This is a genomic window from Nocardia rhizosphaerae, from assembly GCF_042650365.1.
Lineage (GTDB): Bacteria > Actinomycetota > Actinomycetes > Mycobacteriales > Mycobacteriaceae > Nocardia > Nocardia rhizosphaerae.
Map to the genome: position 1 here is coordinate 690,320 of NZ_JBHSBA010000015.1, position 15,265 is coordinate 705,584.

At 70.4% G+C, this 15,265-nt stretch carries 16 protein-coding genes; 7 read left to right on the plus strand and 9 right to left on the minus strand.

Annotation, left to right across the window (positions count from 1 at the left end):
* Nucleotides 1-5: 5 nt before the first annotated feature.
* The 5 genes from ACFOW8_RS25410 to ACFOW8_RS25430 all read left to right on the plus strand — a co-directional run bounded on the left by ACFOW8_RS25410 (nucleotide 6) and on the right by ACFOW8_RS25430 (nucleotide 3,925).
* Nucleotides 6-971: a LysR substrate-binding domain-containing protein gene (locus tag ACFOW8_RS25410; protein WP_378554008.1), complete on the plus strand. Its 966-nt coding sequence runs from the start codon at nucleotides 6-8 to the stop codon at nucleotides 969-971.
* A gap of 28 nt (nucleotides 972-999) precedes the next feature.
* Nucleotides 1,000-1,722: an SDR family oxidoreductase gene (locus tag ACFOW8_RS25415; RefSeq protein WP_378554009.1), complete on the plus strand. Its 723-nt coding sequence runs from the start codon at nucleotides 1,000-1,002 to the stop codon at nucleotides 1,720-1,722.
* Entirely contained in the window at nucleotides 1,719-2,615 is an 897-nt protein-coding gene (locus ACFOW8_RS25420) for an NAD(P)-dependent oxidoreductase (RefSeq protein WP_378554010.1), read from the plus strand. Before ACFOW8_RS25415 ends, ACFOW8_RS25420 begins: the two co-directional genes overlap by 4 nt.
* Nucleotides 2,616-2,708: 93 nt before the next feature.
* Entirely contained in the window at nucleotides 2,709-3,536 is an 828-nt protein-coding gene (locus ACFOW8_RS25425) for an alpha/beta fold hydrolase (protein ID WP_378554011.1), read from the plus strand.
* A gap of 65 nt (nucleotides 3,537-3,601) precedes the next feature.
* A complete protein-coding gene (locus tag ACFOW8_RS25430) occupies nucleotides 3,602-3,925 on the plus strand; it encodes a hypothetical protein (RefSeq protein ID WP_378554012.1) in 324 nt (107 codons plus the stop codon).
* Nucleotides 3,926-4,123: 198 nt separating this feature from the next.
* Here ACFOW8_RS25430 and ACFOW8_RS25435 read toward each other — a convergent pair whose 3' ends face one another.
* From ACFOW8_RS25435 to ACFOW8_RS25455, 5 genes are all read right to left on the minus strand, one after another.
* Nucleotides 4,124-4,684 carry an SRPBCC family protein gene (locus ACFOW8_RS25435; protein WP_378554013.1) on the minus strand — a complete coding sequence of 187 codons (561 nt, stop codon included), beginning with the start codon at nucleotides 4,682-4,684 and terminating at the stop codon, nucleotides 4,124-4,126.
* Nucleotides 4,681-5,043 (minus strand): ArsR/SmtB family transcription factor, encoded by a 363-nt coding sequence (locus ACFOW8_RS25440; RefSeq protein ID WP_378554015.1) that lies wholly within the window; start codon nucleotides 5,041-5,043, stop codon nucleotides 4,681-4,683. The genes ACFOW8_RS25435 and ACFOW8_RS25440 overlap by 4 nt, the downstream gene beginning before the upstream one ends.
* A gap of 53 nt (nucleotides 5,044-5,096) precedes the next feature.
* The gene (locus ACFOW8_RS25445; RefSeq protein ID WP_378554016.1) at nucleotides 5,097-6,329 is read right to left on the minus strand and encodes an RNA polymerase sigma factor; all 1,233 of its coding nucleotides are present in this window, start codon (nucleotides 6,327-6,329) and stop codon (nucleotides 5,097-5,099) included.
* A 2-nt stretch (nucleotides 6,330-6,331) separates the two neighbouring features.
* Nucleotides 6,332-7,045 carry a YciI family protein gene (locus ACFOW8_RS25450; RefSeq protein ID WP_378554017.1) on the minus strand — a complete coding sequence of 238 codons (714 nt, stop codon included), beginning with the start codon at nucleotides 7,043-7,045 and terminating at the stop codon, nucleotides 6,332-6,334.
* Between the two features lie 277 nt (nucleotides 7,046-7,322).
* Nucleotides 7,323-8,087: a 2-phosphosulfolactate phosphatase gene (locus ACFOW8_RS25455; protein WP_378554018.1), complete on the minus strand. Its 765-nt coding sequence runs from the start codon at nucleotides 8,085-8,087 to the stop codon at nucleotides 7,323-7,325.
* A 103-nt stretch (nucleotides 8,088-8,190) separates the two neighbouring features.
* On the opposite strand from ACFOW8_RS25455, the gene ACFOW8_RS25460 reads away from it, so the two are divergent.
* Nucleotides 8,191-8,664 carry a nitroreductase family deazaflavin-dependent oxidoreductase gene (locus tag ACFOW8_RS25460; RefSeq protein WP_378554019.1) on the plus strand — a complete coding sequence of 158 codons (474 nt, stop codon included), beginning with the start codon at nucleotides 8,191-8,193 and terminating at the stop codon, nucleotides 8,662-8,664.
* A gap of 84 nt (nucleotides 8,665-8,748) precedes the next feature.
* Entirely contained in the window at nucleotides 8,749-9,432 is a 684-nt protein-coding gene (locus ACFOW8_RS25465) for a hypothetical protein (protein ID WP_378554020.1), read from the plus strand.
* Nucleotides 9,433-9,486: 54 nt separating this feature from the next.
* Here ACFOW8_RS25465 and ACFOW8_RS25470 read toward each other — a convergent pair whose 3' ends face one another.
* Genes ACFOW8_RS25470 through nuoL form a run of 4 tightly spaced genes read right to left on the minus strand, consistent with a single transcriptional unit; the run spans nucleotide 9,487 to nucleotide 15,264 of the window.
* A complete protein-coding gene (locus ACFOW8_RS25470; protein WP_378554021.1) occupies nucleotides 9,487-10,137 on the minus strand; it encodes a class I SAM-dependent methyltransferase in 651 nt (216 codons plus the stop codon).
* Between the two features lie 2 nt (nucleotides 10,138-10,139).
* Nucleotides 10,140-11,762 (minus strand): NADH-quinone oxidoreductase subunit NuoN, encoded by a 1,623-nt coding sequence (nuoN, locus tag ACFOW8_RS25475; RefSeq protein ID WP_378554022.1) that lies wholly within the window; start codon nucleotides 11,760-11,762, stop codon nucleotides 10,140-10,142.
* Entirely contained in the window at nucleotides 11,759-13,381 is a 1,623-nt protein-coding gene (locus ACFOW8_RS25480) for an NADH-quinone oxidoreductase subunit M (protein ID WP_378554023.1), read from the minus strand. Before ACFOW8_RS25480 ends, nuoN begins: the two co-directional genes overlap by 4 nt.
* Nucleotides 13,378-15,264 (minus strand): NADH-quinone oxidoreductase subunit L, encoded by a 1,887-nt coding sequence (nuoL, locus tag ACFOW8_RS25485; protein ID WP_378554024.1) that lies wholly within the window; start codon nucleotides 15,262-15,264, stop codon nucleotides 13,378-13,380. Before nuoL ends, ACFOW8_RS25480 begins: the two co-directional genes overlap by 4 nt.
* Between the last annotated feature and the right edge of the window lies 1 nt (nucleotide 15,265).

The window sequence follows — 15,265 nt, forward strand, 5'->3', positions numbered from 1 at the left end:
GTGTGGTGGCGGTGCCGGGTATCGGTGACGAGGGAATCGCGGTCGACCTCGACGACCTGCGATTGTTCGCGGTGGTGGCCGACGAGCTGCACTTCGGCCGGGCCGCGGCCCGGCTGCACCTGAGTCAGCCGGGGCTGAGCTACCGGGTCAAGGCGCTGGAAGCGGCGCTGGGATATCAGGTGCTGGCCAGGACCCGGCGCGACGTGCGGCTCACCGCTGCGGGCGAGGTCCTGCTCGCGGGCGCGCACCGGCTGCTCGGGGAGGCCAGCCGGATCGTCGACGACGGCGGCCGGGTGGCGCGCGGTGAGCTGGCGACCGTTCGGGTCGGGTTCGTCGGGACGGCGCTGTACAGCGCACTGCCTGCGGTCGTGCGCGCGGCCAGGGAGCGTTACCCGGCGCTGCAGATTCGGGTCGAGGAGCGCAAGACCGCCGACCAGGTGCGGCTGTTGCGGCTGGGGTTGCTCGATCTGGGGCTGTTGCATCTGCCGGTCGACCCGCGTGCCGGGCTGACGGCGACACCGGTGCTGGAGGAGCCCGTCGGGATCGCGCTGCCCGCCGGACATCGCCTGGCCGGGGCGGAGGCCATCGACCTGGCCGACCTGGCGCACGACGCGTTCGTGCTGTTTCCCCGCGAATTGGAGCCGCAGACCTACGACCGCTACACCGACGCCTGTGTCGCGGCGGGTTTCGCGCCGCGCATCGCCCACGAGGCCACCGGTCTGCAGACGATCCTGGCGCTGGTAGCGGCGGGTTCCGGCGTCGCGTTCGTCGCGCGATCGGTGGCGGGCGCGCTCGTGCGCTCCGGCGTCGTGTGCCGTTCGTTGACCGGCCCGGCACCACGTCTGGTTACCGGTCCGGCGCGACTGGTCGGCAGCGAACATTCCGGCGCGGCGTTGCTGCACGACCTCATCCTCGAGACCTGCGGTAATCAACTGGACCGATCACTGGAAGAAGAATTCGTATTGGACTGATAACTCGCCGGTCCTTAGCGTTTCCGGCATGGATATTCACAACTCCGTTGCCCTGGTGACCGGCGCGAACCGCGGCCTCGGTCGCGCCATGACCGAGGCCCTGCTCGACGGCGGCGCCCGGCGGGTGTACGCGGCGGTCCGCGACCCCGAATCCTTGACTGGGCATCAGGATCGGGTGATCCCGATCCAGCTCGAGCTGACCTCCCCGGCCGACATCGCCGCCGCCGTCGACCAGGCGCCCGATGTCACGCTGCTGATCAACAACGCCGGCACCGCCCGCTTCGCGGATCCGTTCGCCGCACGGCGCGACGACATCGCCGCCGAACTGGCCACGAACTTCACCGGCACACTCGACCTGATCCGCGCGTTCGTGCCGGTCATCGAGCGGGCAGGCGGTGGGGCCGTGGTCAACGTGCTGTCGCTGCTCGCGCTGGCCGCCACCCCGCCGATGGCGGGATACTCCGCGTCCAAGGCGGCGCTGCACTCCCTCACCCAGGCCATGCGCCCCGGTTTGCGGGAACGCGGCATCGCCGTGCACGGCGTGTACCCGGCCGGTATCGACACCGACATGGTCGCGGCCTTCGACGAGATGGCCAAGGCCGCGCCACGCACGGTCGCCGACGGGATCCTGGCGGGCGTCGCCGCCGGGCACCCCGACATCTTCCCCGATCCGGCCGCGACGGAGATGTCGGCACTGTGGTGGAGCGATCCCAAGGGCTTCGAGCGCGCCTTCGCCGGGGCAGCGCAGTGACCGGGAGACTTCCCCGGGTCGCGGTGGTCGGCCTCGGCGCGATGGGTTCGCGGCTGGCGCACAACCTCTGTGCCCGAGGCTATTCGGTGCGGGTGGCCAACCGGTCCCCGGAACCGGTACAGCGGCTGGTCGCGGCGGGTGCGACCGCGGCGGGATCACCCGCCGAGGCCGCCGCCAAGGCCGACGTGGTCCTCGTCGCGGTGCGTGACGACGCGGCGTCCGAACAGGTGTGGCTCGATCCGGCGACCGGGATCGCGGCGGCCGCGGCGCCGGGCACCACCGCGGTCGAACTGAGCACGCTGTCACCGGGCTGGATCCGGCGGCTCGCCGCGGCGGCCGACGCTGCCGGACTGCGGTTTCTCGAAGCGCCGATGATCGGATCACGGCCGCAGGCCGAAGCCGGTGCCCTGGTCCATCTGGCAGGCGGACCCGCCGACGTCCTGACCGATGTCCGGGCCGTACTGGAGGTCAGCGCGTCCCGGATCCACCATGTCGGCGCGTACGGTGCCGCCGCCACGCTGAAACTGATCGTCAACGCGTCGCTGGCCACCCAGGTCGCCACCGCGGCCGAACTTCTCCGGGTTCTGCGCAGCACCGATCTCGACCACGGCGAATCGCTGCGCATCCTGACCGAGCTGCCGGTGACGAGTCCGGCCCTCGCCCGCGCGATCGGAGTGATGAGCACCGGGGACTTCTCGCCGAACTTCCCGGTACACCTCGTCGCCAAGGATCTGGACTACCTGGCGGCGCTGGCCGAGGATGTCGGGGTGCAGACGCCCATGGCGCGGACCGCCCTGGACGGGTACCGGCGCGCCGAGTCGAACGGACTCGGCGCTGCCGACCTGACCGCCATCGCGGCCGGGTTCGACCCGCCGGAGGCGCTCGGGCGCTGAACACGGAGAGGAGTTCCGGCGGGCGGCGATGAGTTCTGGTGGCGGGCACCGTCTCAATGAGTGCTAGCTGTAGCCGAGATCCAGGAGACGCAGATGACCGCCAGTTCCGCCGTCAGCACCGGCACCCTCGTGGTGTCCGATGCCCGCCTGTACTACGAGATCAGGGGGACGGGCCCGCTGCTCGTGCTCATCGGCGCGCCGATGAACGCCGCCGCGTTCACGCCGCTGGCCGAACAGCTGGCCGCCACCAACACGGTACTCACCACCGATCCGCGGGGACATTTCGGCAGTGTCGTCGACGATCCACGGCAGGAATCGTCGGTGCGGGCCCGCGCCGACGACCTGGCCCGGCTGATCACCCACCTCGACACCGGCCCCGCCGTCGTGTTCGGCTCGAGCGGCGGCGCTGTCGGCGCACTGGCGCTGGCCCAGACCAGCCCCGATCTGGTGACCACCGTCATCGCGCACGAACCGCCGCTACGGGAACTGCTGCCCGACGCCGACCCGCTCCGTGCCGACACCGCGGACATCATCGCCACCCACGGCGCGGGGGACCGGGTCGGTGCGTGGCGGAAATTCTTCGCCCTCGCCGGCATCCCGATCCCCGAACCCGCACTGCGGGAACACTTCGGCGACGACCGCGATCCGCGTCAGCTCGCCAGCGAAGACTACTGGTTCGCCAACGAACTCGCCGCGACAACCGGCTGGGTGCCCGACCCCGCGCTGCTGCGGGAGATCGCGACCCGGGTCATCGTCGGGATCGGCGCCGACTCGGCCGGACAGTTCTGCGACCGCGCCGCCCGTGCACTGACCACCGTCCTCGGCGCCGACCCCGTGATCTTCCCCGGCGATCACACCGGATTCGTCAGCACACCCGCCGCTTTCGCCGCACGCCTGCAGGAAGTGCTCGACACACCGTGACAGTCGCCGCCCGCACGCAGCCGGGCCGTGCGATGGGCACACCGGCGGTCGGTAGGATGCGGCGGATGCCTGAGAGTTCCGAGATCGCGCGACTGTTCGACCGGCGGCCGAAGCAGTGGGGCGCGGCCGGGGATCCGGTCGTGTGGGATGTGTTGCGCGACAAGATATGTGCCGTGGCACCGCCGGGAACCGCCGGGGAGTTCGCCGAGATGCTCAGACGGGAGTTCGCCGTCGCGGTCGGGCTGGAGATCGACGACACCGGAGCCGAGTTCGTCGAGCGCGCCGGGGCCGACCCCGTCCATCTGCCCACCTGGCGCACCATCCTGCTGCCCCTGCTGATCGTGCGCGCCCGCCAGCTGTACGGCGAGCTCCCCACCGAGCGCCCCTGACCCACCCGGACGGTGCCGAGGCGACACCGATGCTCGCACCGAACCGGCCTGGCGCCCGCGATCGTCGATGCCGGAGCCGCCGCCACCGACATCCCGCGCGCCGGACCCCGGGTTGACCAGGACCGCGGGCTCATCGCTGCCCGGCGGCGTTCCGATCCACGATCGAGTTTCGCGGTCCAGGTGGTCACTGTGCGCAACCTACCCCTTCAGCTGATCGGTCCGCGCTCCTGGCGTCTCGTTCGTGCCGCCGAATTCCGTGCGGTAGTACTCGGACAGCGCCGGGTAGTAGTCGTCGAAGCGCACGGTGGCGGGGTCGCGGCCGGCTTCCGCGGCGACCAGCCGGTCGAGGTAATAGTCCCAGCCGGGTCCGACATTCTCGGCCATGGTGGGGTCGGGCAGGTTCTGGGCGAAGGTCAGGGTGGTGATGCCGGCCGCTTCGGTGAGGTCGAGGCGCAGCTGCCAGCTTTCGGGGTCTTCGCCGTCGGTGGGCATCGAGGTGGTGATCCGCAGCCGGTGCGGCGCCTCGCACTCGTCGATGCGGAACCCTTCGGCGGGCATGTCGTCTTCGAACAGCATCTGGAACGTGACCTCGCCGGTCGCTGGGTCTCCGGTCCAGGTGCCGAGCCAGCGTGCGAGCCGCTGCGGTTCGGTGACGGCGGCCCAGACGTCCTCGATCGGCGCGTGGAAGGTGCGTGTCCATTCGCAATAGGTGCCGTCGGAGAGGTCGCGGCGGTGTCCGGTCGCGGTGGGAGTGGTCATGCTGTCTGCTCCTTGTCGGGGTGGGTGCCGGTGCTGCGGCGTTCCCTGGTGGTGCGGCGGACCTCGAGTTCGAGCCCGTCGAGGGCGTGTTCGGGAATCGGCGGACCGGTGGGCCGCAACCGCTCGAGATAGCGCCGTAGTGGTTCGAGCCCGGCCGAGGCCAGGCGGTAGTGCCGTTCGCGTCCGTGTGGTTCGGCCGTGACCAGACCCGCTTCGGTGAGTAGCCGCAGATGCTTGCTGATCGCCGGCCTGCTGATCGGATATTCGGCGGCGAGATCGACGACGCGCGCCGGTGCTGTCGCGAGCCGCTCGAGCAGATCGCGACGTACGGGGTCGGCCAGCGCCTCGAACACATCCACCCACTATTGGTAACCCATAGGTTACCAATAGTCAAGATCGTCGGGCCGGGTGCCTACCCTTCGGGGTCGACTTCGGCGAGGCGACGCATCAGGAAGCGGCGGGTTTGTTCGTTGCCCGCCGTGGTCAGGGCGGCCCGATAGTGGTCGGCGGCCTCGCGCGGGCGGCCCGCGCGGCGGAGCAGATCGGCGCGGGTGGCGTGGACGAGGTGGGTTCCGGTCAGGCGCGGGTCGGCTGCGGCGGCGTCGAGGGCCGCCAGGCCGGCGGGAAAGCCGTGCGCGAAGCCGACGGCCACCGCCCGGTTCACTCGGGCGACCGGCGAGTCGGCGTATCCGAGCAGTTCGTCGTAGCCGGCGAGTACGGCGTGCCAATCCGTGTCCGGCCAGCTCGGCGCGCTCGCGTGCGCCGCGGCGATCCGTGCCTGCGCCAGGTACGGCCCGGCGCCGTCGGCGACCGATGCCAGACAGGACAGGCCCGCCGCGATCGCCGCGTGGTTCCACCGCGAACGATCCTGGTCCGCCAACGACACCAACTCACCGTCCGCCGAGCAGCGCTGGGCACGTCTGCTGTCCTGCAACAACATCAGCGCCAGCAATGCGCGCGCCTCCGGCTCGCCGGGCAGCAATCCGCACACCAGCCGGCCCAACCGGATCGCCTCGTCGCACAGTTCCGCGCGCACAGCGGCCGGGCCCGCGGTCGCCGAATACCCCTCGGTGAACACCAGATACACACAGGCGAGCACCACCGGCACCCGATCGGGCAGCAGATGCGCCGGTGGCACGCGCAACGGGATCCCGGCCTGGCGGATCTTCGCCTTGGCCCGACTGAGTCGTTGCGCGACGGTGTGTTCCGGCTGCAGGAACAACCGCGCGATCTCGGCGGTGCGCAGACCACACACCAGCCGCAGCGTCAACGCCACCTGCGACGACGGTGAGAGCGCCGGGTGGCAGCAGGTGAATATCATCCGCAACTGGTCGTCGGCCACCGGGGACACCTCGGCCTCCTCGACCGGTGCGCGCAGCATCGCCGCGCCGTATTCCTTGTCCGGCCGCGCGGATTCGCGCCGCAACCGGTCGAGGGCGCGATGCCGGGCCGCGGTGGTGATCCACGCGCCCGGATTGTCGGGCCGCCCGCGGTGCGGCCAGGTGCGCACCGCGTCGGCGAATGCCTCCTGCACCGCGTCCTCGGCGAGTCCGAGATCGCCGGTCAGCGCGGCAACGGTCGCAACGGCCCGGCCGAACTCCGCGCGGTACACCGCATCGATCGTCCCGGCCGGGTCGTCGCGCACGGTCAGCTCTCCAGATCGACGATCTGGCGCACCTCGGTGCGTCCACCGGCGCCCAGCGGGATGGCCGCGGCGATCTCCTTCGCGCGATCCCGGTTCTCGGCGGCGAACAGATACAGCCCGTCGACGACCTCGGCGAACTCGGGGTAGGGGCCATCGGTCAGCAGGAGCTGCCCGTCGCGCACCCGCACCGTTGTCGCGGTGGACGGCGGTCGCAACGCGCCACCACCGCGCAGGGACTGCGCGTATTTCTCACCGAAACGCGTGTGCTCGGTCGCCATCGCCTCCCACTCCGGAGTACCCGGTTCGACCACGGCCGCGGGCTGCTCCCACAGCAGGGCCAGCCACCAGTCCGCGGCCGGGGTGTCGTGCGGCGTCCACTCCATGAGCGGGCGCACCTCCACCGCGTCGCTGTCGACGGCGGGCAGCTGCCGCGCGAGCCGGATCGCCTCGTCCAGGTCGTCGGCCTCGAAGACATAGAACCCGCCGACCACCTCGGCCTGCTCGGTGAACGGCCCGTCGGTGATCAGCGTCTGCCCGCTCGCGCGCCGCACCTGCATCGCCTCCGACGAGGGGAACAGCGCCGCGCCACCCGCGACCGCCGCGCCCTCGCGCTCCTCGAACTCCGCGTACCGCGTGACCTCGGCGTCGAACTCCGGCGTGCCGGGCTGGGCAGCGGGGGTGTCCTCACGTCCCACCAGTGTCACCAGATAATGCATCACGTCACCTTCCTCGTTTTCCGAGAGGCCCGATCGACCCCATCTCTACCAGGACGACGAACGAAACAACGCTTTCTCCACACCATGAGGAAGTTTTCGCGTGATCACGCTCTCGCGCCGTTCGCCGCACTCCGCGCCGAGGAATCCGATCGGCAGAATCCCGAGGGCGCCCGGAGACTACTGACCGTCCGAGCCGCCGGCGGGGCGAAGGAGCCGATGGCGGTCACGAGCAGAACCACGAACCATACTGACGGAACCGCCCCCGCTGGGCCGGGTTTCAGGACTCGTCGCGGAAGGCTCGGTGGCGCAGGACCGGGACGGCGGTGCTGGATGCGAGTTCGACGGCGATCGCGACGTCCTCGGCGAACCCGGCGGCGCGGAGTTCGCGCGCCGATGCGCACTCGGCGATGATCGCACCTACGTCGGCGCCGTCGTAGGTGGCGGCCGCGGACTCGGCCTCGGGCGAACACGGGCCCGCGCCGAGCGTGGTGAGCGCGGCGACAACGGCGCCCGCACCGAGCCAGTCCTCGATCGCGGGGCGGATCCCCTCCCCGCCGGGCCAATGTTCCCCGGCCGGAATGACGGCGATCGGTTTCTCGGCAGTCGCCCAGCCCCGCTGGACGATCCAGCGTGCCACCGCCGTCGCGTTGCGCAGGCAGCCCGCGATCACCGGTGTGCCCGCGACCGCGGACGCGATGGCCGAGCCGTTCGGGGACGGCAGCACCAGCCGAGGGGGACCGGGTGCGCGGCGCAACACTGCCGGTGACAACGACCAGGGCCGGTCGGCGGTGACTGCGCTGCGGCCGACGGCCAGTTCGGCGTCCTCGGCGGCGGCGAAGGCTGCGGCGGTGGCGTCGCGCCACCGGTACGGCAGCACCTGCGTACCCGCATCGACTGCCACCGAGACCGCGGTCGAGAACGAGAGCACATCGACGACGACCACGGCGGCGCAGCCGGGGCCGAGCACCTCCGCACCCGTGCGCCCCCACTCCAGGCGGACACCGTAGCCGCACTGTCTCGCCCATTCGGGAACCACCGACATGCCCGAACCCCCTGAATCCCCGGACTTCTCCTGTCGACGTTACGGTGGCTGGACGCGGCCTGTCGACAGGGGCGCAGCGCACCACCGGCGAGAGGAGAACGCCATGGATCCAGACAGTCTCGGGGCCAAGCTGGGTGCCCGCATCCTGCGCACCCGATGGATGGTCCGCGCGCCGATCTGGATCTATCGCGCCGGGTTGGGGTTCGTGTTCGGATCGCGTCTGCTGATGCTGCGGCACATCGGGCGCCGGAGCGGGCAACCGCGCTATGTCGTCCTCGAGGTCGTCGACCGGCCCGCCACGGGCGAGTATGTGCTGGTGTCCGGCTTCGGCACCACGGCCCAGTGGTACCGCAACGTCCGCGCCGATCCGCACGTCCGGATCTCTACCGGCCGGCTGCGCAATGCCGCAGCGACCGCCACCCCGATGACCGAAGGCGAATCGGCGATCGCGCTCGAGCACTACATCCGCAGCCATCCGGCCGCATGGGACAAGTTGCGCGGCACCATCGAAGCGGCCACCGGTAAGCCCGTCGACAGTCTTCCGATGGTGCTGGTGCGGGTCGACGGCGTATCCTGACCGCCGACGCGGCGCCGGTCCGTGCACGCGTCGAGCGTGTACTCACACCGGTCGATACCGACGCGGGCGAAAGGAAGTTCGCCGATGACGATGCCGCGGCGGTACTGGATCGAATTCGACATACAGCACGACTCCGATGCCCGGCTCTGGCACGGCGTCGGCGTGACCGGATTCGACGTGCCGGATTGTCTGTCGATGGTGGCGGAGTTGTTCCGCATCGGACCGCTGCCACCCGTGCGCCGGGTTACGGCCGACATCTCACTGGCCGAGCCACTACCAGTGAACCTCGGTCTCGGAGTGCCGGTGTGGCGCGGGGTGTGGTACCCACCCGTGAACCTGGAAACCGGGCCGACCCGCAGCATCGACCGACGGGCCGCGCCTTCCCGTTACCCGGCACCGGTCGCGGATCTACCCGGAGCCAGGGGCGGCGCGAACTCGCGTGCCGAGCACACATGGTGGGACGAGATTCCGTATATCCGTGGGCTGCGTTGGCCACTGATGGATAGCCATAGCGCCACGTATGTCGGCGGATTCAGGCTGCGGGTCCAGCAGATGCGCACCGCCTACGGCAAGGATCCGACCCTCGGTGACATGGTGCGCGATGCGCTCGACTTCATGATCGCGTGGCGCCCGACGCCGGACGACTGGTTCGACCCGACCGGGATCAGGTTCGCCGATCAGCGGCAACTGGACGAGTACCTGCAAGCCTTCCGCGACTTCCTGTTCGGCGACCGAGCAGAGCCGATCGATCCGCCCGGCCGCCCATGAGTTCCGGTGTGTCCCGGCTCGGCGAGCGCAGCACCGAGGGAGTGTTCCGTCAGCTCAGTCGGTGTCCGGCGCAAGCCGGTGGATGGTGGCCAGCCAGGCGGCGGAGGCGTCGCTGAATCGGGTGCGCAGGGTGTCCGGGTGGATGCTCACGACCTGCCAGCGGGGGTCGGTGTCGAAGGGTTCGGCGAGGGCCGCGCGGCTGACCGGGTGCGGGCCCGGGGTCGCGGCGAGGTCGCTGAAGCAGAGGATGTGGAGGGTGCCGCCCGGTTCGGTGGCGGCGGCCAGGCTGCTCACGTAGGCGTGGCGTTCGGCGGTGTCGAACGTATGGAAAAGTCCGCAGTCCAGCACGGTCAGGAAGCGGCGGTCGAGCCGTTCCAGGTGCAGGGCGTCGGCGACGGCGAAGGTGGCGTCGAGGCCGCGGTCGGAGGCGGTGAGCGCGGCGGCCCGCACCGCGGTTTCGGCCACGTCCACCCCGAACACGGGCAGCCCGAGCGAGGCGAGGAACAGCGCGTTCTCGCCGGTGCCGCAACCCGCGTCGAGGATCGGCGCGGCGAACCCGCCCGCCGCGGCGAGCCGCCGCACCGCTGGTTGTGGCGCACCGATATCCCACGGTGCCGGCCCGTCCTGGTAGGACGCGTCCCACGACCGGCCCGACTGCCGTTCATGGCTGGTCGGGGGCCGGTCGGGGAGCGGATCGGTGGCCATGGTCAGCGCAGGAACGTGGCCGCGTGCTCGGCCAGGTCGAGGAGCGGCTGCGGGAACACGCCGAGCAGGACGGTGGCGCCCGCGGTGAACGCCACCACCAGCGTGGTGGCGAACGGCGCGGTGACGGTCGGGGCGCCGGCGGGCGGCTCGGTGAAGAACATCAGCACGATCACCCGCACATAGAAGAACGCGGCGATCGCGCTGCACACCACACCGATCACGACCAGCGGTGTGTACCCGGTGCCGGACGCCGCGGCGAACACCGCGAACTTGCTGACGAAGCCGCTGGTGAGCGGCAACCCGGCGAACGAGAGCAGCAGCAGCGCGAATACCGAAGCCAGCCACGGGGATCGGCGGCCGAGTCCGGCCCACTGGGACAGTGAGGTCGCTTCGTCGCCGGAGGAGTCCCGCACCAGGCTCACCACCGCGAACGCGCCGACCGTGCCGAGACCGTAGGCGAGCAGGTAGAACAGCACCGCCGCTACTCCGGCGTCGTCGGCCGCTGTCATACCGACGAGCAGGAACCCGGCGTGCGCGATCGAGGAGTAGGCCAGCATCCGCTTCACATCGGTCTGCGTGATCGCCATGACGGCGCCGACCACCATCGTCGCCACCGCGACCGCGGCCAGCACCGGTCGCCAATCCCCGCTCAGCGCACCGGTGCCCACCATCAGCACCCGCATGGTCGCGCCGACGGCCGCGATCTTGGTGGCGGCCGACATGAACGCGGTGATCGGTGTCGGCGCACCTTGATACACATCGGGCACCCATGCCTGGAACGGCACCGCGCCGATCTTGAACAGCAGCCCGACCGCGAGCATCGCGATGCCGAGTAGCGCGAGCGTGGCGTCGTCGGGGTCGGCGGCCAGCGCCGCACCGATGCCGGGCAGCGAGACCGTGCCGGTCTGCCCGTACAGCAGGGCGACACCGTAGAGGAAGAACGCCGAGGAGAACGCGCCGAGCAGGAAGTACTTCAGCGCCGCCTCCTGCGAGAGCAGCCGCCTGCGCCGGGCGAGCCCGCACAGCAGATACAGCGGCAGCGACAGCACTTCCAGGGCGACGAACATCGTCAGCAGATCGTTCGCCGCGGGGAACAACAGCAGACCGCCCACCGCCAGCATGGTCAGCGGGAACACCTCGGTGGTCGACACGCCCGCCCGGACGGCGGCCAGCTCGTGCGCGCTGCCCGGCACCGCCGACGCCTGCGGGGTGAACGCGTCGACGCCACGGTCGAGCATCGCGGCGGCCCTGCTCCAGGTGCCTGGTCCGCTGCGCGTCCGCGGCACCGCGCCGCGCTCGCCGATCAGCAGCAGCCCGAGCAGCGACACCACCAGGATCGTGCCCTGCAGGAACAGGGTCACCCCGTCGATCGCCACCGCACCGGCCACGGCGGTGCCTTCGGTACCGGCGAGCAGCACCACCGCGATCAACGCGGCGAACACCCCGCCGAGTCCGAGCACCAGTTGGGTGAGATAGCGAGAAGGTCGTGGCACGAACGCCTCGACGAGCACGCCGACGACACCGACCGCGAACACGATCAACATCGGGGCGAGCACGTGGTATTCGATGCTGGGTGCGGGCAGGGTAGCCGCGAGGTCGTTGCTGATCACGGTGTCCGTCCTCATTCGTGTTCGCCCTCGGGCGAGGTGGCCGCACCGGCTTCGGGTGCCGGGACCGTGGGAGCGGGATCGCGCTTACCGATCGTCGACAGGGTGTGACCCACCGCCGGATCGACCATGTCCAGGACCGGTTTCGGGTAGAGACCGAGCACCACGAGGGCGATCAGCAACGGCACGACCACGGCGAGTTCCCTGGGGAACAGGTCGCGCAGGTTCTCGTTGCCCTGCTTCAGCGGGCCGGTCATCATCCGCTGGTACATCCACAGCACATAGATCGCCGCGAGCACCAGCGCACCGGTGGCGACGACCGCGGCCACCTGGTATTTGCCGAAGGTGCCGACCAGGACGAGGAATTCGCTGACGAACGGCGCCAGCCCTGGCAGCGACAGGGTCGCCAGACCAGCGATGAGGAACGTGCCCGCCAGCACGGGGGCGACCTTCTGCACGCCGCCGTAGTCGGCGATCATCCTGGTGCCGCGCCGGGAGACCAGGAACCCCGCGATGAGGAACAGTGCGGCCGTGGACAATCCGTGATTGACCATGTACAGCGTGGCACCGGACTGGGCCTGGGAGGTCATCGCGAAGATGCCGAGGATGATGAACCCGAAGTGCGAGATGGAGGTGTAGGCGATCAGCCGCATCACGTCGGTCTGGCCGATGGCCAGCAGGGCGCCGTAGACGATGCCGATCACGGCGAGGGTGATCACCAACGGCGCGAAGGTGTCCGAGGCCAGCGGGAACAGCAGCAGACAGTAGCGCAGCATGCCGAATGTGCCGACCTTGTCGACCACCGCCATCATCAGCACCGCGCTCGACGGTGTCGCCGAGACCGCCGCGTCGGGCAGCCAGGTGTGCAGCGGCCACAGCGGCGCCTTCACCGCGAACGCGAACAGGAATCCGAGGAACAGGGCGTTCACCAGCGCGGTGCTGCCGCCGAGCTCGCCGTTGTTGGCCGCGGCGACCACGATGCGCAGATCGAAGGTGCCCGCCGAGCCCGCACCGAGGCCCGCCTGCGCGGTGAGCACGTACAGCCCGATCACCGCGGCCAGCATGATCAGGCCGCCGAACAGGTTGTACAGCAGGAACTTCACCGCCGCCCGTGACCGTTGCGCGCGCACGGCGGCGTCGCCGGTGCGTGGCCCGAAGCCGCCGATGAGGAAGTACATCGGGATGAGCATCGCTTCGAAGAAGATGTAGAACAGCAGGATGTCCAGCGCCAGGAACGAGATCAGCACCATCGACTCGACCAGCAGCATCAGCGCCAGATAGATGTGGGCGGTCTTGCGGCCGTCGCCCGCGGCCCGGTCGTCGTGCCAGCCCGCCAGGATCAGCAGCGGCAGCAGCGCCGTCGTGAGCAGGACCAGCGCGGTGGCGATGCCGTCGAGGCCGAGGGTGTAGCCGACGCCGAACGCCGGGATCCATTCGTGCGCTTCGACGAACTGATACTGGTCGCCGCCCGGCTGGAACCGCACCGCCAGCCAGACCGCGAGCGCGAGCACACCGATCGACACGACCAGCGCCAGCACGCGCGCCACGTTCTTGCGGGCGGCGGGAACGGCGAGGACCGCGACCGCGCCGACCGCGGGGGCGAGCCAGAGTGTTGTCAGCCAGGGAAACGAGTTCACCAGAACCTCACCGCCAGCAGGGCAGCGGCCACCAGGGCCGCGCCGGTGAACATGGACAGGGCATACGACCGGACGAACCCGGTCTGGACCCGCCGGACGCGGGCGGACAGTCCGCCGATTCCGGCGGCGGTACCGTTGACGATGCCGTCGACGCCGCGCGCGTCGAGGAACACCAGGGCGCGGGTGAGATACCGGCCGGGCCGTTCGAAGGCGGCCTCGTTGATCGCGTCGCCGTAGAGGTCCTTGCGCGCGGCCGTGGTGAACACCGTGACCTGTTCCGGCGCCGTCTCGGGGACCGGGCTCTCGGCGTACTTGCGGTAGGCGACCGCGACACCGATGGCGACCGCGGTCAGCGCCAGCGCTGTCACGACACCAGCGGGCACGACCGGTTCGCCGTGATGGGAACCCACCACCGGTGCGAGCCAGTTCTGCAGCGAGGAACCCCAGACGAAGATGCCGCCCGCGAACACCGAGCCGAACGCCAGCAGGATCATCGGGCCGGTCATCACCGCGGGAGATTCGTGCGGGTGGGTATCGGGCTGCCAGCGGCGCTCGCCGAAGAAGGTGAGCAGCATGACCCTGGTCATGTAGAAGGCGGTGAGCGCGGCGCCGAGCAGGGTCACCGCGCCGAGCAGAATGCCCACGGCGCCACCGTGATCGAAGGCGACCTCGATGATCTTGTCCTTGGAGAAGAACCCGGAGAACGGCGGCACCCCGATGATGGCCAGATAGCCGAGCCCGAAGGTGACGAAGGTGATCGGCAGCATGGTGCGCAGGCCGCCGTAGCGGCGCATGTCGGTTTCGTCGTTCATCGCGTGCATCACCGACCCGGCGCCGAGGAACAGCCCGGCCTTGAAGAAGCCATGGGTGAGCAGGTGCATGATCGCGAACGCGTATCCGGCCGGGCCGAGACCGACGGCCAGGATCATGTAGCCGATCTGGCTCATCGTCGACGCTGCCAGCGCCTTCTTGATGTCGTCCTTGGCGCAGCCGACGATCGCGCCGAACAGCAGCGTCACCGCGCCGACCGCGATCACCGCGCCCCGCGCGGTGGGTGCCAGATCGTAGATCGGGTTGGCGCGCGCGATCAGGTACACGCCCGCGGTGACCATGGTCGCGGCGTGGATGAGCGCCGAGACCGGGGTGGGGCCCTCCATGGCGTCACCGAGCCAGGACTGCAGCGGCACCTGCGCGGATTTGCCGCAGGCGGCCAGCAACAGCAGCAGGCCGATGGCGGTGAGGGTGCCTTCGCTCGCGCCCGGTGTCGCGCCGAACACGGTGCGGAAGTCGAGGGAACCGAACGCGGCGAACATGGTCATCATGGCGACGGCCAGTCCTATGTCGCCGACCCGGTTCACGATGAACGCCTTCTTGGCCGCGGTGGCCGCCGACGGTTTCGCGTACCAGAAGCCGATCAGCAGGTACGACGCGAGACCGACGCCTTCCCAGCCGAGGAACAGCACCAGGAAGTTGTCGGCGAGCACCAGCACGAGCATGGCGGCCAGGAACAGATTGAGGTAGGCGAAGAACCGGCGGCGGTCCGGGTCGTGGCTCATGTAGCCGATCGAGTACAGGTGGATCAGCGAGCCGACACCGGTGATGAGCAGCGCGAAACAGATCGACAGCTGATCCAGCTGCAGGCCGAACCCGACCTGCAGGTCACCGGCGGCCACCCAGGTGTACAGGGTGGTGTGGACGGCGCGGTCGGGGTCGGCGCGGCCGAGCATCTCGACGAACGCCACCACCGCGACGGCGAAGGATGCCAGCGCGGCGACGGTGCCGAGGTAGGCGCCCCAGCGGTCGGCGCGCCGGCCGAGCCCGAGCAGGACGAGCGCGCCCGCGAGCGGGAGGACGGGCAGCAGCCACAACGGTGCGGTACCCATG